Below are 16,976 nucleotides of genomic sequence, written 5' to 3'. Positions count from 1 at the left end.
CTGTTCTCCTCTTCCTCTCGCGGGTCATCGACCCGCGAAGATCTCACCCACGGCCGGCGCGACGTCCCGGTATCCGTGGATCACGCGGCACAGGCCGCGCCCTTTCGCCGCGAGTTCGCGGCCCAGGTCGATGTCCTTCTCCCCTGTCGCGTCCAGGAGCACGTCCAGACGCGGCAGGCGCGCGGCCAGCGGCCGCGGGTCGGGGCCCGCGTTGTGCACGCAGTCCGAGAGCAGCAGCACGCGCGCGTCCCGCGCCGGTACCCGGGCGAGCTGCTGCTGCGCGAGCTCCAGGGGGAAGGCCACGTTCGTGAGCCCCTGCGCCCGAATGCGCAGGATCTCGTCGAGCAGCTCCATCGGTGTGACGGTGTCTCCCAGTCGCAGCAGGATCGCCGCATCCGACCAGAACGCGATGACCGCGAGGGCGTCGGTGACGAGCTCCGACGAGACCGCCCCCACCGTCGCCGCCGCCGTCGTGATGCGTTCGCCCCGCATCGACCCCGAGACATCGACCAGCAGCACGACCGACCGGGTCGTGCGCACCCGCTCCCGTACGACGATGTCGTCGTCCTCGGGAACCGGATGCTCCGCGAGCACCTCGATCGTGCGATCCAGGTCGATTTCGTCCGAGCCGCCCCGGTAGGGCAGGCTCACGAGATCGCCGACGCCGCGTCGCCTGGTCGCATCCTGACGCGCCGGGCGCAGGGACAGCCGGGAGGCGATCTGCCGAGCGACGGTGCGCACCGCCGGATCGACCGCCGTCGCCTCGGGCGCAGCCGAGACCAGCTCGGCAGTCTCGTCGGTCTGACCCGGCGCCGTCGCGCCGCGCGCCGAGCCCGGAGAGCGCCGCGCACCGCCAGAGGAACGAAGGAGCATTCCCGCACCGGATCCCGTCGCGTCGAACACCGTCGGCTTCTCGTCGAGCTGCTTCGGCACCCGCCGCAGCGGGGCGCCTTTCACGGTGGACGTGCGACGCCGCCCGCTCTCGAGCGGCGTGTCGGCGGCGACATCCCTTCATCCCGGCGCCGCCTTGTGCGGCTCCAGGACGAAGCGGTCCTCCCAGATCTCGCGCAGGACGGCCTCCGCCGTCGTCTCTGCGGCCTCGTCCAGGTGGATGCGTCCCGACAGCGCCACGATCATGGCGTCATAGAAAAGTTCGGGATAGCCCTCTGCGTCGGGAGCGTCGACCCCGCGCAGCTCCGCGAGGCGACCGGCGACGAGGACAGTGTCGATAGCCCCGCGCACGCTCGATCCCTGGCAGACGTCGGGGTGCGAGCGGGTGGCGCGAGTGACGGCGACGGCGTCGCCGATCATCCGCTCGCCCAGAGCCCCCGAGGCCCCGGAGCGCAGCGCTACGATGCGCTCCTCGTCCGCCGTCGACTGATAGTCGACGGCGAGGCGGTTGAGGCGGTCGTGCACGCTCGTGGACAGCCGTGTCGTACCGACGTTGTCGTACGGGTTCATCGACGCGATCACCCGGAACGTCGGCTGCGCCTCGATCCTGCCGACCCGCGGCACCGTGATGGAGCGGTCGGCCATCGCCGTCAGCAACGTGTTGAGGGTGTCCTCGGGCGCGCGGTTGAACTCCTCGATGTAGAGGAAGCCGCCCTGCTGCATGGCCTCCAGGAGCGGGCCGGGCACGAAGTTCTCGGGCGAGTAGTCCTCGCGCAGGACCCGCGCGGGATTGTGGTGACCCACGAGCTTCGCCGGTGTCAGGTCGGCGTTGCCCTCGACGAACAGCAGCGGGATGCCCCATTCCTCGGTGATCGCGCGCAGGATCGTGGTCTTGCTCGTGCCGGGAGGTCCTTCCAGCACGATGTCGCGACCTGCCGCGACGGCCGCGAGCGTGAGTTCCAGCTCCCGCTCGCGGCCGACCAGACGCCCGGCGATGCGCGCACGGTTCTCGCGGAGGGCTTTCGCGTCCTCCGGCGTGGACAGCGCGTGCATCGTCATGTCATCACGTCCTTCCCGCTCCGTCACGCGTCACTTCACCGCGGCGCCGGCGTCGACGGGAAGCGCCACACCGGTGATGTAGCGCGCCTCGTCGGATGCGAGGAACAGCAGCGCGTTGGAGATGTCCACCGCTTCCACCCAGGGGATCGGCAAAGCGTTCATCTGCACCGCCGCATCGGCGAAGTCCTGCTTTCCCGGGTTCTCGAGGTCCGGACGGAACAGCCGGTAGATCGCATCGTTCTGCACCATGTCGGTGTCGACCGTGGTGGGGCAGATCGCGTTGACACGGATCATGTCGCGCGCGAGCTCGAGCGCGAGCGTGCGCATGAGTCCGATGACGCCGTGCTTGGCCGAGACGTAGTGCGAGATGTTCTCGTACGCGAACAGACCGGCATCCGAGCTCGTGATGATGACCGAGCCGCCTCGTCCCCCCGCCCGCAGGTGGGGGATCGAGGCGCGGATCGACCGCCACACCCCGGAGAGGTTGATGTCGAGCATGTCCGTCCACTCGTCGTCGGGGATGTCCTCCGACCGGTTCGGGCGGCCCGAGATCCCCGCGTTCGCCGAGACGATGTCCAGCCGTCCCAACTGCGCGACGCCGTCGTCGACGGCCTTCTGGACCTGCTCCATGTCGCGCACGTCGGCCTTCGTCGCGACGATGCGGCGGTCGAGCGCCTCGACCTGGCGCACCGTCTCGGCCAGGTCCTCCTCGGTGGCCGGGTCGTACGGAACCGCGTTGATCGGCTCGCACACGTCGATGGCGATGATGTCGGCGCCCTCCTGCGCGAGACGCACGGCGTGAGAGCGGCCCTGTCCGCGGGCTGCTCCGGTGATGAAGGCGACCTTGCCCTCTACTCTTCCCATGATCTGCTCCCTTCGTCAGCGCTTGTTGAGGAACCCGGCGTCCACGGGCAAGGTGACCCCCGTGACGTAGCGCCCGGCATCCGAGACGAGGAACAGGATCGCGTTGGACAGGTCGACCGCTTCGATCATCGGAACCGGAAGCGCGTTGGCCATCGCGTTGCTCAGCTGCGGGTCGCTCTGCAAGAACTCCTGCATCGCGTCGTTGACCACCATCGGGGTGTTCACACCGGTCGGGTGGATCGTGTTGACCCGGATGCTGTACTGAGCCAGCTGGTTCGCATATGAGCGCATGAGTCCCACGACGCCGTGCTTGGCGGCGGTGTAGCCGAGCCCGCCGGGCGAGTCCCCGCCGATGCCGGCGATGCCGGCCGTGGAGCTGGTCAGCACGATCGCCCCGCCGCCGCGGGCGATGAGCCCGTCCTTGGCGACCTCGACCGTGTTGTAGACACCGGTCAGGTTCACATCGATGACGTCGTACCACTCCTGCGCGGACGGATGCATCGACATCGGCGCGATGCCGGCGTTGGCGAGCACGATGTCGACGCCGCCGAGGAGGGCGACTCCGTCGTCGAACGCCGCCTGCAGCGCTGCGCGGTCGCGCACGTCGGCCTGCACGGCGTGGATGCGTCGGTCGAGCGCCTCGACCTGCGAGACGGTCTCGGCAAGCTCCTCCGGCGTGGCCAGCGGATAGGGGACCGAGTCGATCTGCGCGGCGATGTCGACCGCGATGATGTCTGCGCCTTCTTGGGCCAGACGGACGGCGTGCGAGCGTCCCTGCCCGCGCGCGGCTCCGGTGATGAAGGCGACTTTGCCTTCGAGGACTCCCATGTTTGCTCCTTCGACTGATCGTGTGGTGTTCGATTGTTCGTCGGTATTCGGTTGTGACGGTGTTCGGTTGTGACGGTTTTCTGTTGTGACGGTGTTCGATTGTTCGGCGGTGTTCGGTTACTTGACGGGGTTGGCGTTGACGCCGGGGATGAGAAGGTGGCCTGCATCGACGGGAACCGTGATGCCGGTGACCGACGAGGCGAGGTCGGAGTTGAGCCAGAGCGCCGCATCCGCGATGCGCTGCGGGTCGAGGAAGCCGTTGCCCTTGAGCGCGTGGAAGTGGTAGCCCGCCTCGAGCATGTCGGCCTCGGTGCCCTCTCCGGCGGGCTTTCCGCTCATCATGTCCCACGCGCCCTGCCAGCTCGTCATGGGCGTGAGGATGGCACCCGGATGCACGGAGTTGACTCTGATGCCGTGCGACGCGTACTCCAGGGCAAGGGTCTTCATGATGCCCACGACGCCGAACTTCGCCGCACAGTAGTGCACGTAGTTCGCGCCGGGTTCGAGCCCGTTGATCGACGAGGTCATGACGATCGACCCGCCGCCCTGTTCCATCATGTGCGGCAGAACGGCCTTCGCGGACTTCCAGACGCCGGTGAGGTTCACGGCGATCATGTCGTCCCACGCCTCCTCGGTCAGCTCATGCGCGGGAGCGAGGGAGAAGATGCCGGCATTCGCGATGAGGATGTCGATCTTGCCGAGCGCGGCGATCCCTTCCGAGACGGCGCGGTCGAGGTCGGCCTGCGTGCGGACGTCGCCGACGACGGCGACGATGCGCCGATCGAGTGCCTCGACCTGCCGGACGGTCTCGTCGATGTCGGCCTGCTGGGCCATCGGATACACGACACTCTCGATCTGGTCGAGCGTGTCGATGATGATGACGTCTGCTCCCTCGCGGGCGCAGGTGACGGCGTGGGCGCGGCCTTGACCGCGCGATCCACCGGTGATGAGAGCGACTTTGCCCTCGAGCATTCCCATGGCGGGTTCCTTTCTTCTCAGTATTCGGTGGTGCCCGCGTCGACGGTCATCGACAGGGCGGTGACGTAGCGTGCCTCGTCGCTGGCGAGGAACAGGACGGCGTTGGACTGGTCACGCGGCTCGGTGACCTGGATCGGCAGCATGTTGGCCAGCATCCCGCCGACGGCCGGGTTCTTCTCGAGGAGAGGCGGGAAGGCGCCGCCCATCTCACCCATCGCGGTGTCCACGCCCGTGGGGTGGAGCGTGTTCACGCGGATGTTGTGCTGCGCGAGTTCTGCGGCGAACGCCTTGCCCATGCCGGTGACACCGAACTTCGAGGCCACGTAGGGCATGAGGAACGGGAGCCCCTTGAGGCCGGCTGCGGAACTTGTCAGGATGATCGACCCGCCGCCTGCCGCGATGACGTGCGGGGCTGCCAGTTGCACGGTGTTGAAGACGCCCGTGAGGTTGATCGAGACGACGTCGTTCCAAATCTCGGGCGTCACCTCGTCCCAGGCGGCGATGATGCAGATGCCCGCGTTGGCCACCACGATGTCGAGCTTGCCGAGCGCGGCGACGCCTTCGTCGATCGCGGCCTTGAAGGCGTCGCGGTCGCGGACATCGGCCTTGGTGGCGACGATCCGGCGGTCGAGCGCTTCGACCTGGCGCACGGTCTCGGCCAGGTCCTCCTCGGTCGCCGGCGGGTACTGCAGGTTCGGCACGGGTCCGCAGAGGTCCACCGCGATGATGTCGGCCCCCTCCTCCGCCAGCCGCAGCGCGTGGCTTCGACCCTGACCGCGTGCTGCTCCGGTGATGAGCGCGACTTTGCCTTCGACTCTTCCAGCCATCGATGTACCTTTCGTAGGGCGCACGAAACCACCGCGACCGCGGCGCGGTCGTCGAGGACAGTGGTCTCAGGCGATGTGGGAGCGGATGCCTCCCGGAGAATCGGCGCCCTCGTGGGCGTCGGTCGACGTCGGAACGAACCCCGCGAGGGGGCTCTCAGCGCAGACGCTCACGGGCGGCGCATCGATCTGGTCGCGCCGCCGGATCGTCACGCGGACGGGCCGCGGGCGCGGCGGCGAGGTGCGGTGGGAGTGGTCCTGAGACGGCTGGGGAAGAGCGCCGCTCTTGTTCTTGAGAGCTTCCTCGCCGAAGCCGCGGACGCACTCGGGGTCGGGGCCGTCCAGCGGAAGTCCGGTGAAGAACTTCGCTGCCATGCACCCGCCCTTGCAGGAGTCGAAGAACTGGCACGACGAGCAGGCGCCGCCGGATTGCGGTTCCCGAAGGCGGGTGAACAGTTCGGACTGCCGCCATACCGCCGCGAACCCCGCCTCCCGCACATTGCCCGCGAGGAACTCGTCATGGATGGCGAAGGGACAGGCATAGACATCCCCGATCGGATCGATGAGACAGACCACTCGTCCCGCGCCACAAAGGTTCAGGCCCGGAAGCGAGGACCCGTATGCCGAGAGGTGGAAGAACGAGTCGCCGGTGAGGACCTGGTCTCCGTGGCGCACGAGCCAGTCGTACAGTTCCCGTTGCTGCTCCCGCGTCGGGTGCAGCTCGTCCCAGACGTCCGCCCCACGACCGGACGGCCGAAGGCGCGTGAGCCGCAGCTGGGCGCCGTACCGGTCGGCGATGGCCTTGAACTCGTCGAGCTGCCCGATGTTCGTTCGCGTGCACACCACCGAGAGCTTGAACCCCCGCATCCCGGCATCCGCGAGGTTCTGCATCGCGCGCATCGCCGTCTCGTAGGAGCGCGGGCCACGGATGGCGTCATTGACCTCCGCCGTCGCGCCGTCGAGCGAGATCTGCACGTCGACGTAGTCGTTGGCAGCGAGCCGCGCCGCGATCTCGGGGGTGATCTTGACGCCGTTCGTCGAGAACTTCACCCCGACGTGGTGCGCCGTCGCGTAGTCGACGAGTTCCCAGAAGTCGCTGCGGACCGTGGGCTCACCGCCGCCGATGTTGACGTAGAAGACCTGCATCCGTTCGAGTTCGTCGATGACGGCGCGGCACTCCTCGGTCGTGAGTTCGCGCGGGTCCCGGCGGCCCGAGCTTGACAGGCAGTGCACGCACGAGAGATTGCAGGCGTAGGTGAGCTCCCAGGTCAGGCAGATCGGTGCGTCCAGTCCTCGCTCGAAGTGATCGACCAGTCGAAGCGGGGCGGCCGGAGGGGCATCGGAAACGAGCGTCATGTCGTCCTCTGTTCGATCATCGCCGAGCCGGCGAGAGTCTCGAGCGCACCGAAGTACCGCTCGCGGTCACGGGGATCGACGCCGGCGGCCTCGCAGGCCTCATCGAGACTGTCGACTCGATCGAGGCTCTCGACGATCGCCAGCAGCGTCCGGTCCTTCAGGAACGAGAGCTTGCGCGTGCCGAAGTGATAGAGCAGCGCCCCGAAGGGTTCGGGACGCACGGACACCTGGGGGCTGAGCCGCCAGGGCGAGTCGCGCTTCATGATCTCGTCGCGCGGGTCCTGATCAGTACACCCCACACATGCCGTCGATCGAGACCTCTTCGACAAGCGAGTCCGACTCGATGATCTCCGGCTCAGGGGCGGTGACTTCGGATGCGACCTTCGTGGGCTCCATGGGATGCTCCTCCTGGCGGTTTCGTCACGTCCTTGGCGAAACCTTCGTCGTGGCCGATACTAATGACACTCAGTGCCGAATGGAAGAGTCGATGAGCAACACACAGGCAAGTGAGCGGCCTCGTATCGGTCGCGCGCCGGCCACGACGCACGGCGAACTCAGCCACATCGCGCTCTCACTCTTCCTCGAGCGCGGGTTCGAGGAAACGACAGTCGACGACATCGTCGAAGCCGCCGGCATCGGCAGGCGGACATTCTTCCGGTACTTCCGCTCCAAGAATGACCTGCCGTGGGGGGACTTCGACCACCTGCTCCAATCCATGCGCGATCATCTGGCGGGTCTTCCCGACGAGCTGCCGCTTCGGGACGCACTGCGCTCAGCGGTGATCGAGTTCAACCGATTCCCCGCCGATGAGATCCCCGTCCACCGTGAGCGGATGTGGCTGCTGCTGAATGTGCCCACACTGATGGCACACTCCACGCTCCGGTACACGGAATGGCGCCAAGTCATCGCGGAGTTCGTCGCCAAGCGGCTTCGCGAGTCGCCCGATGCTCTCGAGCCCCAGGCGGTTGCCTGGGCGTGCCTTGGCCTTTCGCTCGCCTCCTACGAGCAGTGGCTGAGCCACGAGGGCGCGGACCTGCTCGCACTCATCGACGAAGCGTTCCGGAAGATGGGCGACACCTGGGGCAGTCCGCCGTGACGACCGTCATCGTCGGAGCAGGCACGTCGGGCTGCGCACTCGCCGCGCGGCTGGCCGAGGACCCCGACCGCGACGTCGTCCTCATCGAAGCGGGGACGACGGATGTTCCCGCCGCGCTTCGCGATGCCTCGAGCATCCGGGGCGCGATGCCGGGGCATCCGGCGAACTGGTCCTTCCTTGGACACCTGACCCCCGAACTGGCGTATACCGTCGTGCGGGGGCGGGTCCTCGGGGGTTCGAGCACGATCAACGGCGGCTACTTCATCCGCGCGCGCCGCACCGATCACGCGCGCTGGGCGGAGGTCGGCGGCCCGCGTTGGAGCTATGCGAGCGCCCTACCGGTGTGGCGAGCGATCGAATCCGACCGGGACTTCCCCGCCTCCGAGCTCCACGGGGTCTCGGGCCCGGTCCCGGTGCGCCGCCCGGCGCCGGGCCACCTCGCGCGCGCATTCCGGGCCGCGGCTTCCGATCGCGGCCACCCCGAGGAGCCGGACAAGAACGGCGAACAGGCGCCCGGGTTCGGACCGGTGCCCTCGAACATCATCGACGGCGAGCGCGTGAACATGGGGTCGGCCTATCTTCCGGGGCCACGGCGGCCAGCCCGGCTCCAGCTGCACTCGGACACGACGGTGGGACGCGTCGTGTTCGAGGGCGAACGGGCAGTAGGTGTGGAGAGCTCCCGTGGCGTGATCCGCGCGGACGAGATCGTGCTGGCGGCGGGAGCGATCGGCTCCGCACGCATCCTCTTGGCCTCCGGGATCGGGATCCCCGAAGACCTCGAGCGGCTCGGCATCCGCGTGCGCTCGGCGCTCCCCGTCGGCGCGGCCTTCTCGGATCATCCCGACATCTCGCTGTCGTGGCAGCCCGAACGGCCGCTGTTCGACGCGGACGAAGGCTTCGCCTTTCCCGAGGCCCTGAACATGGACTCCGGCGGGTATCCAGACGGGGACCTGGAACTCCTCTTATCGGTGAAGCCGCTCGGCTATCTCCTCACCGGGTCGCTGCGCCTGCGCGACGGACTCGCCGCCGGGCTCCGTCACCCGCTGCGGAGCATCCGCGCCGTCGCGGGGATCTCGGGCCGCCGGGCGGCCGCTCAGCTGGCTCACCGCGACGATCTGCCGCTGATCGTCGGCCTGCAGTCCCCGGCGGGCCGCGGCACCCTGAGTCTTCGCGATGCCGATGCCACGGCGGCGCCACGGATCGAGTATCGCTACCTGGAGGAGGAATCGGACCGGTCGCGCCTGCGAGTGGGCATCCGTGAAGCTGTCGCCCTCGTCGAACACATGGGGGGACGCGCGACGGAGATCGGAGCGTCGGACCTCGACGATGACACGGCATTGGATGCCTGGATGCGGGCTCACCTCGGCACCGCGATCCACATGTGCGGCACTGCGCCGATCGGTCCCGTCGTCGATGGGGTCGGTCGCGTGCATGGCGTCGCGGGCCTTCGCGTCGCCGACACCTCGATCCTTCCCACCGTACCGTCGCGGGGGCCCGCAGCATCCGCTGTCCTGGTCGGCGAGATCATTGCACGCGCGATGCGAGACGGCGACTGAGCCCTCCTGCCGCTCAGACGCGGATCAGTAGAGGAAGAACTGCTTGGTCTGGTTCGAGGCGATGCCGCCGATCTCGACGGCGAGGTGATACGACGCGCCGCCCGCGCCCGCGACAGGGCGCGATTCCGAGTCGCACGTGCTCACTGATGAGCGCGTCCGGTCCCAGGTCAGTGGGGTCGCGCTCTCCACGGTCTGGCCCGCCTCGAGCGTGACGATCATGTCGCTCGGCTCCGTCTGGCAGTCCGTCGAGCGCCACCAGGTGTCGTTGCCGCTCGTGATCGTGAACGACTGAGTTGCCGTTCCCACGTTGATGGTGCACGCCGAGTCGGACCTGTTGGTGAGTCGAATCGACAGCTGCGGGTTCTGACCCGATCCGTACTCGTCTTGGTCGGTGAGGGCGTCCACCGTCACCTCGCCCCGAGTGCAGGTGGGAGGCGCAGTCTCCAGCGGCCCCGGCTCCGTCGCGGCCGCCTCAGGCGCCGGAGAGTCCGTGGGCACGGGCGTCGACGCGCTCGGGCTCGGACTCGCTCCCACAGATCCCGAACGAGTCGGCGTCGGCTCAGCATCCGTCTGCGCAGCACTCGCCCAGGGCTGCGCGACGAACAACCAGACGATCGCAGCGATGACGGCGATGAGCACCAGGAGCGCGACCAGGCGGCGGCGCCGATAGACACCCGGTGACGGGCGGCGGCGCGGGGGCGGGGTGCTCATGCCTCCAGGGTAGGCGGGGCGTCCGGTGAGCCGTGATCGGCGCGCCCGGTGATCTCCGACGGGCGGGCCTGCTCGCCGAGGACGGGAGCGACGAGCTCCGCGACGGTGATCCCCCTGGCCCGGGCTGTCTCGATGAGCCGCTCCGCGACGTCGGCGGGGAAGTCCTCCGGTCCGCGCGCCGCGGGCCCATCGCGAAGAAGCAGCGCCAGCACGGGAACGACCACCACGCCGAGGGCGCTGAGGATGCCCAACGTCCCGAGGACCCGCGGATAGATCTCGGCATCGGCGAGGTCATCCCACCACACACCGGCCACCGCGAGCGCCACCGTGATGCCCAAGGCCACGAGGGTCGCGATCAGACCGACGCGTATCACCGACCGCCGTCGCCGCGAAAGCAGGAGCAGCAGGGATGCCAGTGCCCACGCGGCAGAGACGATCAGCCCGCTCACCAGGAGGCGATTGAGAACTCGCCAGAAATCGTCGGATCCCTGCTCGACCCACACGGCCAGGAGCGCGACGACGGCCGACGCGGCGTTGACTGCGGCACCGATCACTCCGAATGTGTGCGCCGCGCGACCCCACAACGCCAGGCACGACAGTGCGCCGACGCTGAAGCCGCCGACGATCAGTGTCGTCACCAGCACCCGGCTCATCAGATCGCCTTCGGGTCCGATGATGAGCACGGTGATCCCGGCGGCGGCGGCGAGGGCGAACGAGACCACGATCACCGCAACGAGTGCGGTCAGCAGTCGGCGCCGCGTTGCGCGGGTGGGATCAGTCTCGGATGAACGCGCCATGACGGGAGGTTTTCACGCACTCGGTGAGCGCGCAAGGGCCTCAGTCGAACGTCTTGAGCATCCGGGTGTTGCCCAACGTGTTGGGCTTGACGTGGGCGAGGTCGAGGAACTCCGCGACACCCTCGTCTGGTGACCGGATGAGCTGGGAATAGACATCCGGATCGACGACTTGCTCGCCGATGACCTCGAACCCGCGCGCCGAGAAGAAGTCGACCTCGAACGTCAGGCAGAACAGCCGGCGCAGCCCCAGGTCCCGGGCGTTCTCTTCGAGCCGGTCGACGATCGCGCGCCCGACGCCTCGGTGCAACCAGTCATCGGCGACGATAAGCGTACGGATCTCACCGAGGTCGTCCCACATCACGTGGAGAGCGCCGCATCCGATCAGCTGACCATCCGCGTCCTCTGCGACCGTGAACTGCTGCACCGACTCGAACAGGACCACCAGATCCTTGCCGAGGAGCACCCGCCGCTGCACCCACGGCTCGAGGAGGGCCTGGATGCCCCGCACGTCCGCCGTGCGGGCAGGGCGGACGGTGAATTCGGTCATCCACCCAGCCTAGAGCGCGAACACTCCGAGGACTCTTCCAGGCACGGCCCCTTCCCTCAGTCGCCGCCGCGGCGGATGATCGTCGTAGCATCACCGATCGCGCGGCGATGTCAAGCCCCCACCGCAAACGACGGCGGGGGTGGACCCTTCAGGAGCAGATCCCCTCTCACGGGAGGCGCCACTATGGTCCCCACGACGTCAACCCCTTCGCGCGCTACAACTCGGTCATCGAACCGCGCCGCCGCGCCTCCCGCACCGCCACCGACGGAGTCCGTCGCGCTCCTCGGGCCGACCACCTACGAGGTCCGCAGGGGAGACCGCGTCGTGGGTTACGTCGACATCGTCGGAGGCGTCTACGTGGCGCTTGCCGGAAGCCGCTACGACCACGCGGTCGAGGTGCGGCAGTCGATCGTGCTCGACGTCGCGGTTGCTGCGCTGTCCGGTGCCGGCGAGGCGGCCTGAGCCAGAAACGAGGAGGGGACGGATGCCGAAGCATCCGTCCCCTCTCACACCGACGCGGATCAGTCCGACGTGATCGCCAGATCCGGCGTGACGGTGATGTCGCCACCGGAGATCACACCCACCGCGACCTTCTCGCCGCGCGGCCCGTGCTCGAACAGGAACTCGCCGTTCTGAGCATCCACCTTGACGTGGTCGCCGGGGTTGAGTTGACCGTGCAGGATCTTCTCGGACAGCTGGTCCTCGATCTCGTGCTGCATCGCGCGACGCAGCGGCCGGGCGCCGAGGGCCGGGTCGAAGCCGACCTCGATGAGTCGGTCCTTCGCGGCCAGTGACAGCTCGATCGTCATGTCGCGGTCGAGCAGGCGCTCGCCGAGGCGCTTCGTGAACAGGTCCACGATCTGACGCAGCTCGTCCTTGTCCAGCTGGGGGAACACGATGATGTCGTCGACGCGGTTGAGGAACTCGGGCTTGAAGTGCCGCTTGAGCTCTTCGTTGACCTTGCCCTTCATCCGGTCGTACGACGTCGCGGTGTCACCTTCGACCTGGAACCCGACGGGGCCGCCGGCGATCGCCTGCGAACCGAGGTTCGTCGTCATGATGATGACCGTGTTCTTGAAGTCGACCACGCGCCCCTGACCGTCGGTCAGACGACCCTCTTCGAGGATCTGCAGGAGCGAGTTGAAGATGTCGGGGTGGGCCTTCTCGATCTCATCGAACAGCACGACCGAGAACGGCTTGCGGCGCACCTTCTCGGTGAGCTGGCCGCCCTCTTCGAAGCCGACGAATCCGGGAGGGGCACCGAACAGCCGCGAGACGGTGTGCTTCTCGCCGAACTCGCTCATGTCGAGCGAGATCAGCGCGCCCTCGTCGTCGAAGAGGAACTCCGCGAGCGCCTTGGCAAGCTCCGTCTTTCCGACACCCGTGGGGCCGGCGAAGATGAACGACCCCGAGGGGCGCTTGGGGTCCTTCAGGCCCGCGCGCTGACGACGGATCGTCTTCGAAAGCGCGGCGATCGCCTCTTCCTGACCGATGACGCGCTGGTGCAGCGCCTTCTCCATGAAGACGAGGCGGCTCGACTCCTCTTCCGTGAGCTTGAAGACCGGGATGCCGGTCGCCTGGGCGAGGACCTCGGCGATCAGACCCTCGTCGACGACGGCGGGAGAAGACACCTCGCCCGAACGCCACTGCTTCTCGAGGCGCAGCCGCTCGGCCAGCAGGCTCTTCTCCTCGTCGCGCAGCGACGCGGCCTTCTCGAAGTCCTGCTCCTCGGAGGCGGCTTCCTTCTGCTCGCGCACCTTCGCGATCTTCTCGTCGAACTCCCGCAGCTCGGGGGGCGACGACAGGATCGACAGGCGCAGGCGGGCGCCGGCCTCGTCGATCAGGTCGATCGCCTTGTCGGGCAGGAAGCGGTCGCTGATGTAGCGGTCGGCGAGGTTCGCGGCGGCGACGATCGCGCCATCCGTGATCTGCACCTTGTGGTGCGCCTCGTACCGGTCGCGCAGACCCTTGAGGATGTTGATCGCGTGGGGCAGCGACGGCTCCGCAACCTGGATCGGCTGGAAGCGGCGCTCGAGCGCGGCATCCTTCTCGAAGTGCTTGCGGTACTCGTCGAGGGTGGTCGCACCGATCGTCTGCAGCTCTCCGCGGGCGAGGAGCGGCTTGAGGATGGATGCCGCGTCGATCGCGCCCTCGGCCGCACCGGCGCCGACGAGGGTGTGGATCTCGTCGATGAACACGATGATGTCGCCGCGCGTGCGGATCTCTTTCGTGACCTTCTTGAGGCGCTCTTCGAAGTCACCGCGGTAGCGGGACCCGGCGATGAGGGAGCCGAGGTCGAGCGAGTAGAGCTGCTTGTCCTTGAGCGTCTCGGGAACATCGCCCTTCACGATCGCCTGCGCGAGCCCCTCGACGACGGCGGTCTTGCCGACGCCGGGCTCGCCGATCAGCACGGGGTTGTTCTTGGAGCGACGCGAGAGGATCTGCATGACCCGCTCGATCTCCTTCTCGCGCCCGATGACAGGGTCGAGCTTGTTGTCGCGGGCCGCCTGGGTCAGGTTGCGCCCGAACTGGTCGAGCACCTGGGAGCCGCCCTGCGCCGTGCCCTGCGACTGCTCCCCAGCGCCCGATGCGACACCCGCGGGCTCCTTGCCCTGGTAGCCCGACAGCAGCTGGATGACTTGCTGGCGCACCTTGTTGAGGTCGGCGCCGAGCTTGACCAGCACCTGGGCTGCAACGCCCTCACCCTCGCGGATGAGGCCGAGCAGGATGTGCTCGGTGCCGATGTAGTTGTGGCCCAGCTGCAGCGCCTCGCGCAGCGACAGCTCGAGCACCTTCTTGGCGCGCGGCGTGAACGGGATGTGCCCCGTCGGCTGCTGCTGTCCCTGGCCGATGATGTCTTGCACCTGCTCGCGCACGGCATCCAGCGAGATGCCGAGCGACTCGAGCGCCTTGGCAGCGACGCCCTCACCCTCGTGGATCAGACCCAGGAGGATGTGCTCGGTGCCGATGTAGTTGTGGTTGAGCATCTTCGCCTCTTCTTGGGCGAGCACAACCACGCGACGGGCACGGTCGGTGAATCTCTCGAACATCTGCTTACTCCTTCGGCCGGTGCGCGGGTCGGGGATGCGCCCCACTGCTGGCTTCGTACATCGAGAGTAACGACCGGACGGATGCGGTATGCCGCTGTTCGCTGGCGGCATACCGCATCCGCTTCCGCGGCATCCCGCGCCCCGCTTTGCGCTCCGACCCGCGCCCGATCCCGGCTCGCGCGCTACCCGCGTTCCCGCCCGCTGTGCTGCCGCACCGCCCGCGTCGCCCGCGCTCGGTTGCCGCAACACGCCGCGGCCTCGGGCCGCCGAGAACGGATTGGGGCAATCGAATCCCGCGCACGTGCGCCGGCATCGCAGTTGACGAGCTCTCGCCGCCGCCATATCGTTTATCAATAACAACGTTTATCGATATGCATGGAGGGTCGAATGGCATCCACAGCCACCCCCTATCGCGTCCTCTCGCGAGGGGACACCATCGCGATGTCAGTGTTCTTCGTCGCCGGTGCCGTTTTCGTCGTGGCCAGCGCGATCAGCGCAGTCTCGAACATCATCGGGCTCTTCACAGGCTCCGCCACGCGGGTGTTCGCGGAGTTCGCCGGGACCCCCGCTCAGGCTCCCATCGGACCGGATGGCGCAAGCGTGACAGTCGAGCTCGATTCCGCATTCCTCCTTGCCGACCGGCTCCCGATCGCATCCGTGGTGGCGTTGGTCCTGGAACAGGTGGTGGTCGTTGCCGCTGCGGCAACGGTCGTGACGACTCTCCTGCTGGTGATGTGGAGCATCCTGCGCGGCCGGGTCTTCGGCCGCCGCAATACAACTCTCATCGGCACTGCGGCGACGGCCGGGTTTGTAGGAGTGGCGCTCGCACCGTTCTTCGGCAACATGGGCGCGAACGGAGCGTTCGCGGTGATCTCCGCAGGCGACTTCGACAACGTGATCCTGTCAGCCAACCTCACGCAGCTCTTCGGAATCGCCTTCCTCGGCGCACTGGGCACGACCGTGTTCATGGTCGGCGATCGGATGCAGCGCGACACTGAGGGGCTCGTGTGAGCCCGGCCGAGTCGGACGACGACGGGCCGAGCGGCATCCACTGCCGCCTTGACGAGCTGCTCGCGGAGCGGGGGATGACCCTGACGCGGCTCTCCGAACTGGTCGGCGTCTCGATCGTGAACCTCTCGATCCTCAAGAACGACCGCGCGCGCGCCATCCGTTACTCGACGCTGTCCGCGATCTGCGAGGCGCTCGATTGCGAGGTCGGTGACCTCCTCGTCCGCGCGGACGCGACCGGCTGACGCGACGATCTGTGCCGTGCGCGACCGGCGGCCCTGCGCTCGTTTGCCTCGAAATACGCGCGTGCTGGCGTCGACACGGCATGTTGTGGCAAGTGAGCCGCCGCGACTACGCGGGTGGCGGGCCGGCGCCGTTCGGTTGCCGCAAAGCGCGCGGCTCCCGGGTTCCGCGCGGCGTGTTGCGGCAATCGAGCAGTGCCCTCGCCCGCGCAACGGGGCGGGCCCACACGTCTCCGGCATCACGCGCGGGCGGCGATGGCGAGACGGATGCGCGCGAAGAGCTCTCGGCGGCGACGGTAGAGGTCGTCCTTCGTCACCCGCACGATGCGCCAGCCGCGCTCGACGAGCATCTCGTGTCGCCGGATGTCGCGGGCCCACTGTTCCTCGTCGCGCAGATGATGCTCGCCCTCGTACTCGAAGCAGACCCGCCGCTCGGGGTACGCAAGATCGAGCAAGGCCAGCGCCCGTTCCCCCTCGAGGACGGGCCAATTGCACTCGGGCTCCGGCAGCCCCGCATCCCGGAACGCCAGCCTGAAGTGGGTCTCCGGACGTGATCTCGATCGCGTGCGAACCAACAGCCTCGCCGTGCGCAGCGTCTCGATGCCCCGCCGGCGCCCCGCCTGGACCGCACGGTCCAGGTCGGCAACGGATGCGAGGGCTGCCGCATCCGTCTCCCACATCGGCTCGCGCACCACCGCATCGCCGACGGCGACGAGGTCCTCCAGCGTGAGTTCACAGGCCAGTTCAGCCCACACCGACGCGGGCGTCGACACGCGCACGCCGGTGGCCGGGTGGACGCGCACCTCCGCGAGGTGCGGCGCGGTCGAACGCCCACGGATCCCGCGCGCACGCCCCGCACGGGCCGGCAGCGCCACAGCGACATCGAGCGGCCGCAGGGCATCCTCGTCGAGACGGTCACTCGCGAGCAATCGGGACCTCGGCAGCGGCAATCCCCACAGCACCGCCGCGGTTGCGTGACTGAAGAACTCGTCGCCCCGCATCCGCTGTGCGTACTCGATCGCGCGCCGCACGATCGCCTCCTGTGTCGCGAGCCGGATGCCGAGATCGACCGAGCGCACCCCATGGAAGGGGCGAGACAGGTCTTTCCGCCTCAGACGCGAGTCCGTGACTCCGAGCCGGCGCGCAGCCGCGACGGCGAACGGTGGTGT

General features: G+C 68.2%; 19 protein-coding genes. 5 read left to right on the top strand and 14 right to left on the bottom strand.

Annotated elements, in window-relative coordinates; all coding sequences use genetic code 11:
• Positions 1 to 24: 24 nt before the first annotated feature.
• The 9 genes from AC3ENO_RS12335 to mftA form a co-directional block, all read right to left on the bottom strand.
• Positions 25 to 933 (bottom strand): vWA domain-containing protein, encoded by a 909-nt coding sequence (locus AC3ENO_RS12335; RefSeq protein WP_434970919.1) that lies wholly within the window; start codon positions 931 to 933, stop codon positions 25 to 27.
• A 78-nt stretch (positions 934 to 1,011) separates the two neighbouring features.
• Entirely contained in the window at positions 1,012 to 1,950 is a 939-nt protein-coding gene (locus tag AC3ENO_RS12330) for an AAA family ATPase (protein ID WP_434970918.1), read from the bottom strand.
• A 30-nt stretch (positions 1,951 to 1,980) separates the two neighbouring features.
• Positions 1,981 to 2,814, bottom strand: coding sequence for a mycofactocin-coupled SDR family oxidoreductase (locus AC3ENO_RS12325; RefSeq protein ID WP_434970917.1), 834 nt, complete (start codon positions 2,812 to 2,814; stop codon positions 1,981 to 1,983).
• A gap of 15 nt (positions 2,815 to 2,829) precedes the next feature.
• Entirely contained in the window at positions 2,830 to 3,642 is an 813-nt protein-coding gene (locus AC3ENO_RS12320; protein ID WP_434970916.1) for a mycofactocin-coupled SDR family oxidoreductase, read from the bottom strand.
• 117 nt (positions 3,643 to 3,759) lie between these two features.
• Complete coding sequence (locus AC3ENO_RS12315; protein ID WP_434970915.1) at positions 3,760 to 4,620, bottom strand: mycofactocin-coupled SDR family oxidoreductase; 861 nt, start codon at positions 4,618 to 4,620, stop codon at positions 3,760 to 3,762.
• A gap of 17 nt (positions 4,621 to 4,637) precedes the next feature.
• Positions 4,638 to 5,447 (bottom strand): mycofactocin-coupled SDR family oxidoreductase, encoded by an 810-nt coding sequence (locus AC3ENO_RS12310; protein WP_434970914.1) that lies wholly within the window; start codon positions 5,445 to 5,447, stop codon positions 4,638 to 4,640.
• Between the two features lie 66 nt (positions 5,448 to 5,513).
• Positions 5,514 to 6,800 carry a mycofactocin radical SAM maturase gene (mftC, locus tag AC3ENO_RS12305; RefSeq protein WP_434970913.1) on the bottom strand — a complete coding sequence of 429 codons (1,287 nt, stop codon included), beginning with the start codon at positions 6,798 to 6,800 and terminating at the stop codon, positions 5,514 to 5,516.
• Positions 6,797 to 7,063, bottom strand: a complete 267-nt coding sequence (gene mftB / locus AC3ENO_RS12300) for a mycofactocin biosynthesis chaperone MftB (RefSeq protein WP_434970912.1) — start codon at positions 7,061 to 7,063, stop codon at positions 6,797 to 6,799. Before mftB ends, mftC begins: the two co-directional genes overlap by 4 nt.
• Before the next feature lie 22 nt (positions 7,064 to 7,085).
• Positions 7,086 to 7,196, bottom strand: coding sequence for a mycofactocin precursor MftA (mftA, locus tag AC3ENO_RS12295; RefSeq protein ID WP_434970911.1), 111 nt, complete (start codon positions 7,194 to 7,196; stop codon positions 7,086 to 7,088).
• A 91-nt stretch (positions 7,197 to 7,287) separates the two neighbouring features.
• On the opposite strand from mftA, the gene mftR reads away from it, so the two are divergent.
• Entirely contained in the window at positions 7,288 to 7,896 is a 609-nt protein-coding gene (gene mftR / locus AC3ENO_RS12290) for a mycofactocin system transcriptional regulator MftR (RefSeq protein ID WP_434970910.1), read from the top strand.
• Positions 7,893 to 9,452, top strand: a complete 1,560-nt coding sequence (locus tag AC3ENO_RS12285) for a GMC family oxidoreductase N-terminal domain-containing protein (RefSeq protein WP_434970909.1) — start codon at positions 7,893 to 7,895, stop codon at positions 9,450 to 9,452. Before mftR ends, AC3ENO_RS12285 begins: the two co-directional genes overlap by 4 nt.
• Positions 9,453 to 9,476: 24 nt before the next feature.
• On the opposite strand, the gene AC3ENO_RS12280 is transcribed toward AC3ENO_RS12285, so the two are convergent.
• From AC3ENO_RS12280 to AC3ENO_RS12270, 3 genes are read right to left on the bottom strand one after another with little or no spacing between them, the layout of a single operon-like run.
• Entirely contained in the window at positions 9,477 to 10,163 is a 687-nt protein-coding gene (locus tag AC3ENO_RS12280) for a hypothetical protein (protein ID WP_434970908.1), read from the bottom strand.
• A complete protein-coding gene (locus AC3ENO_RS12275; protein ID WP_434970907.1) occupies positions 10,160 to 10,960 on the bottom strand; it encodes a hypothetical protein in 801 nt (266 codons plus the stop codon). The genes AC3ENO_RS12280 and AC3ENO_RS12275 overlap by 4 nt, the downstream gene beginning before the upstream one ends.
• 40 nt (positions 10,961 to 11,000) lie before the next feature.
• Positions 11,001 to 11,507 carry an amino-acid N-acetyltransferase gene (locus tag AC3ENO_RS12270; RefSeq protein ID WP_434970906.1) on the bottom strand — a complete coding sequence of 169 codons (507 nt, stop codon included), beginning with the start codon at positions 11,505 to 11,507 and terminating at the stop codon, positions 11,001 to 11,003.
• A 324-nt stretch (positions 11,508 to 11,831) separates the two neighbouring features.
• On the opposite strand from AC3ENO_RS12270, the gene AC3ENO_RS12265 reads away from it, so the two are divergent.
• Positions 11,832 to 11,969, top strand: coding sequence for a hypothetical protein (locus AC3ENO_RS12265; RefSeq protein ID WP_434970905.1), 138 nt, complete (start codon positions 11,832 to 11,834; stop codon positions 11,967 to 11,969).
• Positions 11,970 to 12,028: 59 nt separating this feature from the next.
• Here AC3ENO_RS12265 and AC3ENO_RS12260 read toward each other — a convergent pair whose 3' ends face one another.
• Positions 12,029 to 14,557, bottom strand: a complete 2,529-nt coding sequence (locus tag AC3ENO_RS12260) for an ATP-dependent Clp protease ATP-binding subunit (protein WP_434970904.1) — start codon at positions 14,555 to 14,557, stop codon at positions 12,029 to 12,031.
• A 387-nt stretch (positions 14,558 to 14,944) separates the two neighbouring features.
• Here AC3ENO_RS12260 and AC3ENO_RS12255 point away from each other — a divergent pair, with 387 nt between their 5' ends.
• Positions 14,945 to 15,568: a hypothetical protein gene (locus tag AC3ENO_RS12255; protein WP_434970903.1), complete on the top strand. Its 624-nt coding sequence runs from the start codon at positions 14,945 to 14,947 to the stop codon at positions 15,566 to 15,568.
• A complete protein-coding gene (locus tag AC3ENO_RS12250) occupies positions 15,565 to 15,810 on the top strand; it encodes a helix-turn-helix domain-containing protein (protein ID WP_434970902.1) in 246 nt (81 codons plus the stop codon). The genes AC3ENO_RS12255 and AC3ENO_RS12250 overlap by 4 nt, the downstream gene beginning before the upstream one ends.
• A 236-nt stretch (positions 15,811 to 16,046) precedes the next feature.
• On the opposite strand, the gene AC3ENO_RS12245 is transcribed toward AC3ENO_RS12250, so the two are convergent.
• Positions 16,047 to 16,976 (bottom strand): endonuclease domain-containing protein (locus AC3ENO_RS12245; protein ID WP_434970901.1); only part of this gene is annotated, 930 nt, incomplete at its 5' end.

Source organism: Microbacterium sp. bgisy207, from assembly GCF_057706855.1.
Note: the sequence above shows the minus strand (reverse complement) of the source record. Positions and strands in the feature narration are given on the sequence as shown.

What these genes read in the sequence shown, in the direction of transcription:
- AC3ENO_RS12330 (WP_434970918.1), bottom strand. Translation starts at nt 1,950, where the DNA reads ATGACGATGCACGCGCTGTCCACGCCGGAGGACGCGAAAGCCCTCCGC.
- mftR (WP_434970910.1), top strand. Translation starts at nt 7,288, where the DNA reads ATGAGCAACACACAGGCAAGTGAGCGGCCTCGTATCGGTCGCGCGCCG.
- AC3ENO_RS12280 (WP_434970908.1), bottom strand. Translation starts at nt 10,163, where the DNA reads ATGAGCACCCCGCCCCCGCGCCGCCGCCCGTCACCGGGTGTCTATCGG.
- mftC (WP_434970913.1), bottom strand. Translation starts at nt 6,800, where the DNA reads ATGACGCTCGTTTCCGATGCCCCTCCGGCCGCCCCGCTTCGACTGGTC.
- mftB (WP_434970912.1), bottom strand. Translation starts at nt 7,063, where the DNA reads ATGAAGCGCGACTCGCCCTGGCGGCTCAGCCCCCAGGTGTCCGTGCGT.
- AC3ENO_RS12255 (WP_434970903.1), top strand. Translation starts at nt 14,945, where the DNA reads ATGGCATCCACAGCCACCCCCTATCGCGTCCTCTCGCGAGGGGACACC.
- AC3ENO_RS12320 (WP_434970916.1), bottom strand. Translation starts at nt 3,642, where the DNA reads ATGGGAGTCCTCGAAGGCAAAGTCGCCTTCATCACCGGAGCCGCGCGC.
- mftA (WP_434970911.1), bottom strand. Translation starts at nt 7,196, where the DNA reads ATGGAGCCCACGAAGGTCGCATCCGAAGTCACCGCCCCTGAGCCGGAG.
- AC3ENO_RS12315 (WP_434970915.1), bottom strand. Translation starts at nt 4,620, where the DNA reads ATGGGAATGCTCGAGGGCAAAGTCGCTCTCATCACCGGTGGATCGCGC.
- AC3ENO_RS12270 (WP_434970906.1), bottom strand. Translation starts at nt 11,507, where the DNA reads ATGACCGAATTCACCGTCCGCCCTGCCCGCACGGCGGACGTGCGGGGC.
- AC3ENO_RS12325 (WP_434970917.1), bottom strand. Translation starts at nt 2,814, where the DNA reads ATGGGAAGAGTAGAGGGCAAGGTCGCCTTCATCACCGGAGCAGCCCGC.
- AC3ENO_RS12275 (WP_434970907.1), bottom strand. Translation starts at nt 10,960, where the DNA reads ATGGCGCGTTCATCCGAGACTGATCCCACCCGCGCAACGCGGCGCCGA.
- AC3ENO_RS12310 (WP_434970914.1), bottom strand. Translation starts at nt 5,447, where the DNA reads ATGGCTGGAAGAGTCGAAGGCAAAGTCGCGCTCATCACCGGAGCAGCA.
- AC3ENO_RS12260 (WP_434970904.1), bottom strand. Translation starts at nt 14,557, where the DNA reads ATGTTCGAGAGATTCACCGACCGTGCCCGTCGCGTGGTTGTGCTCGCC.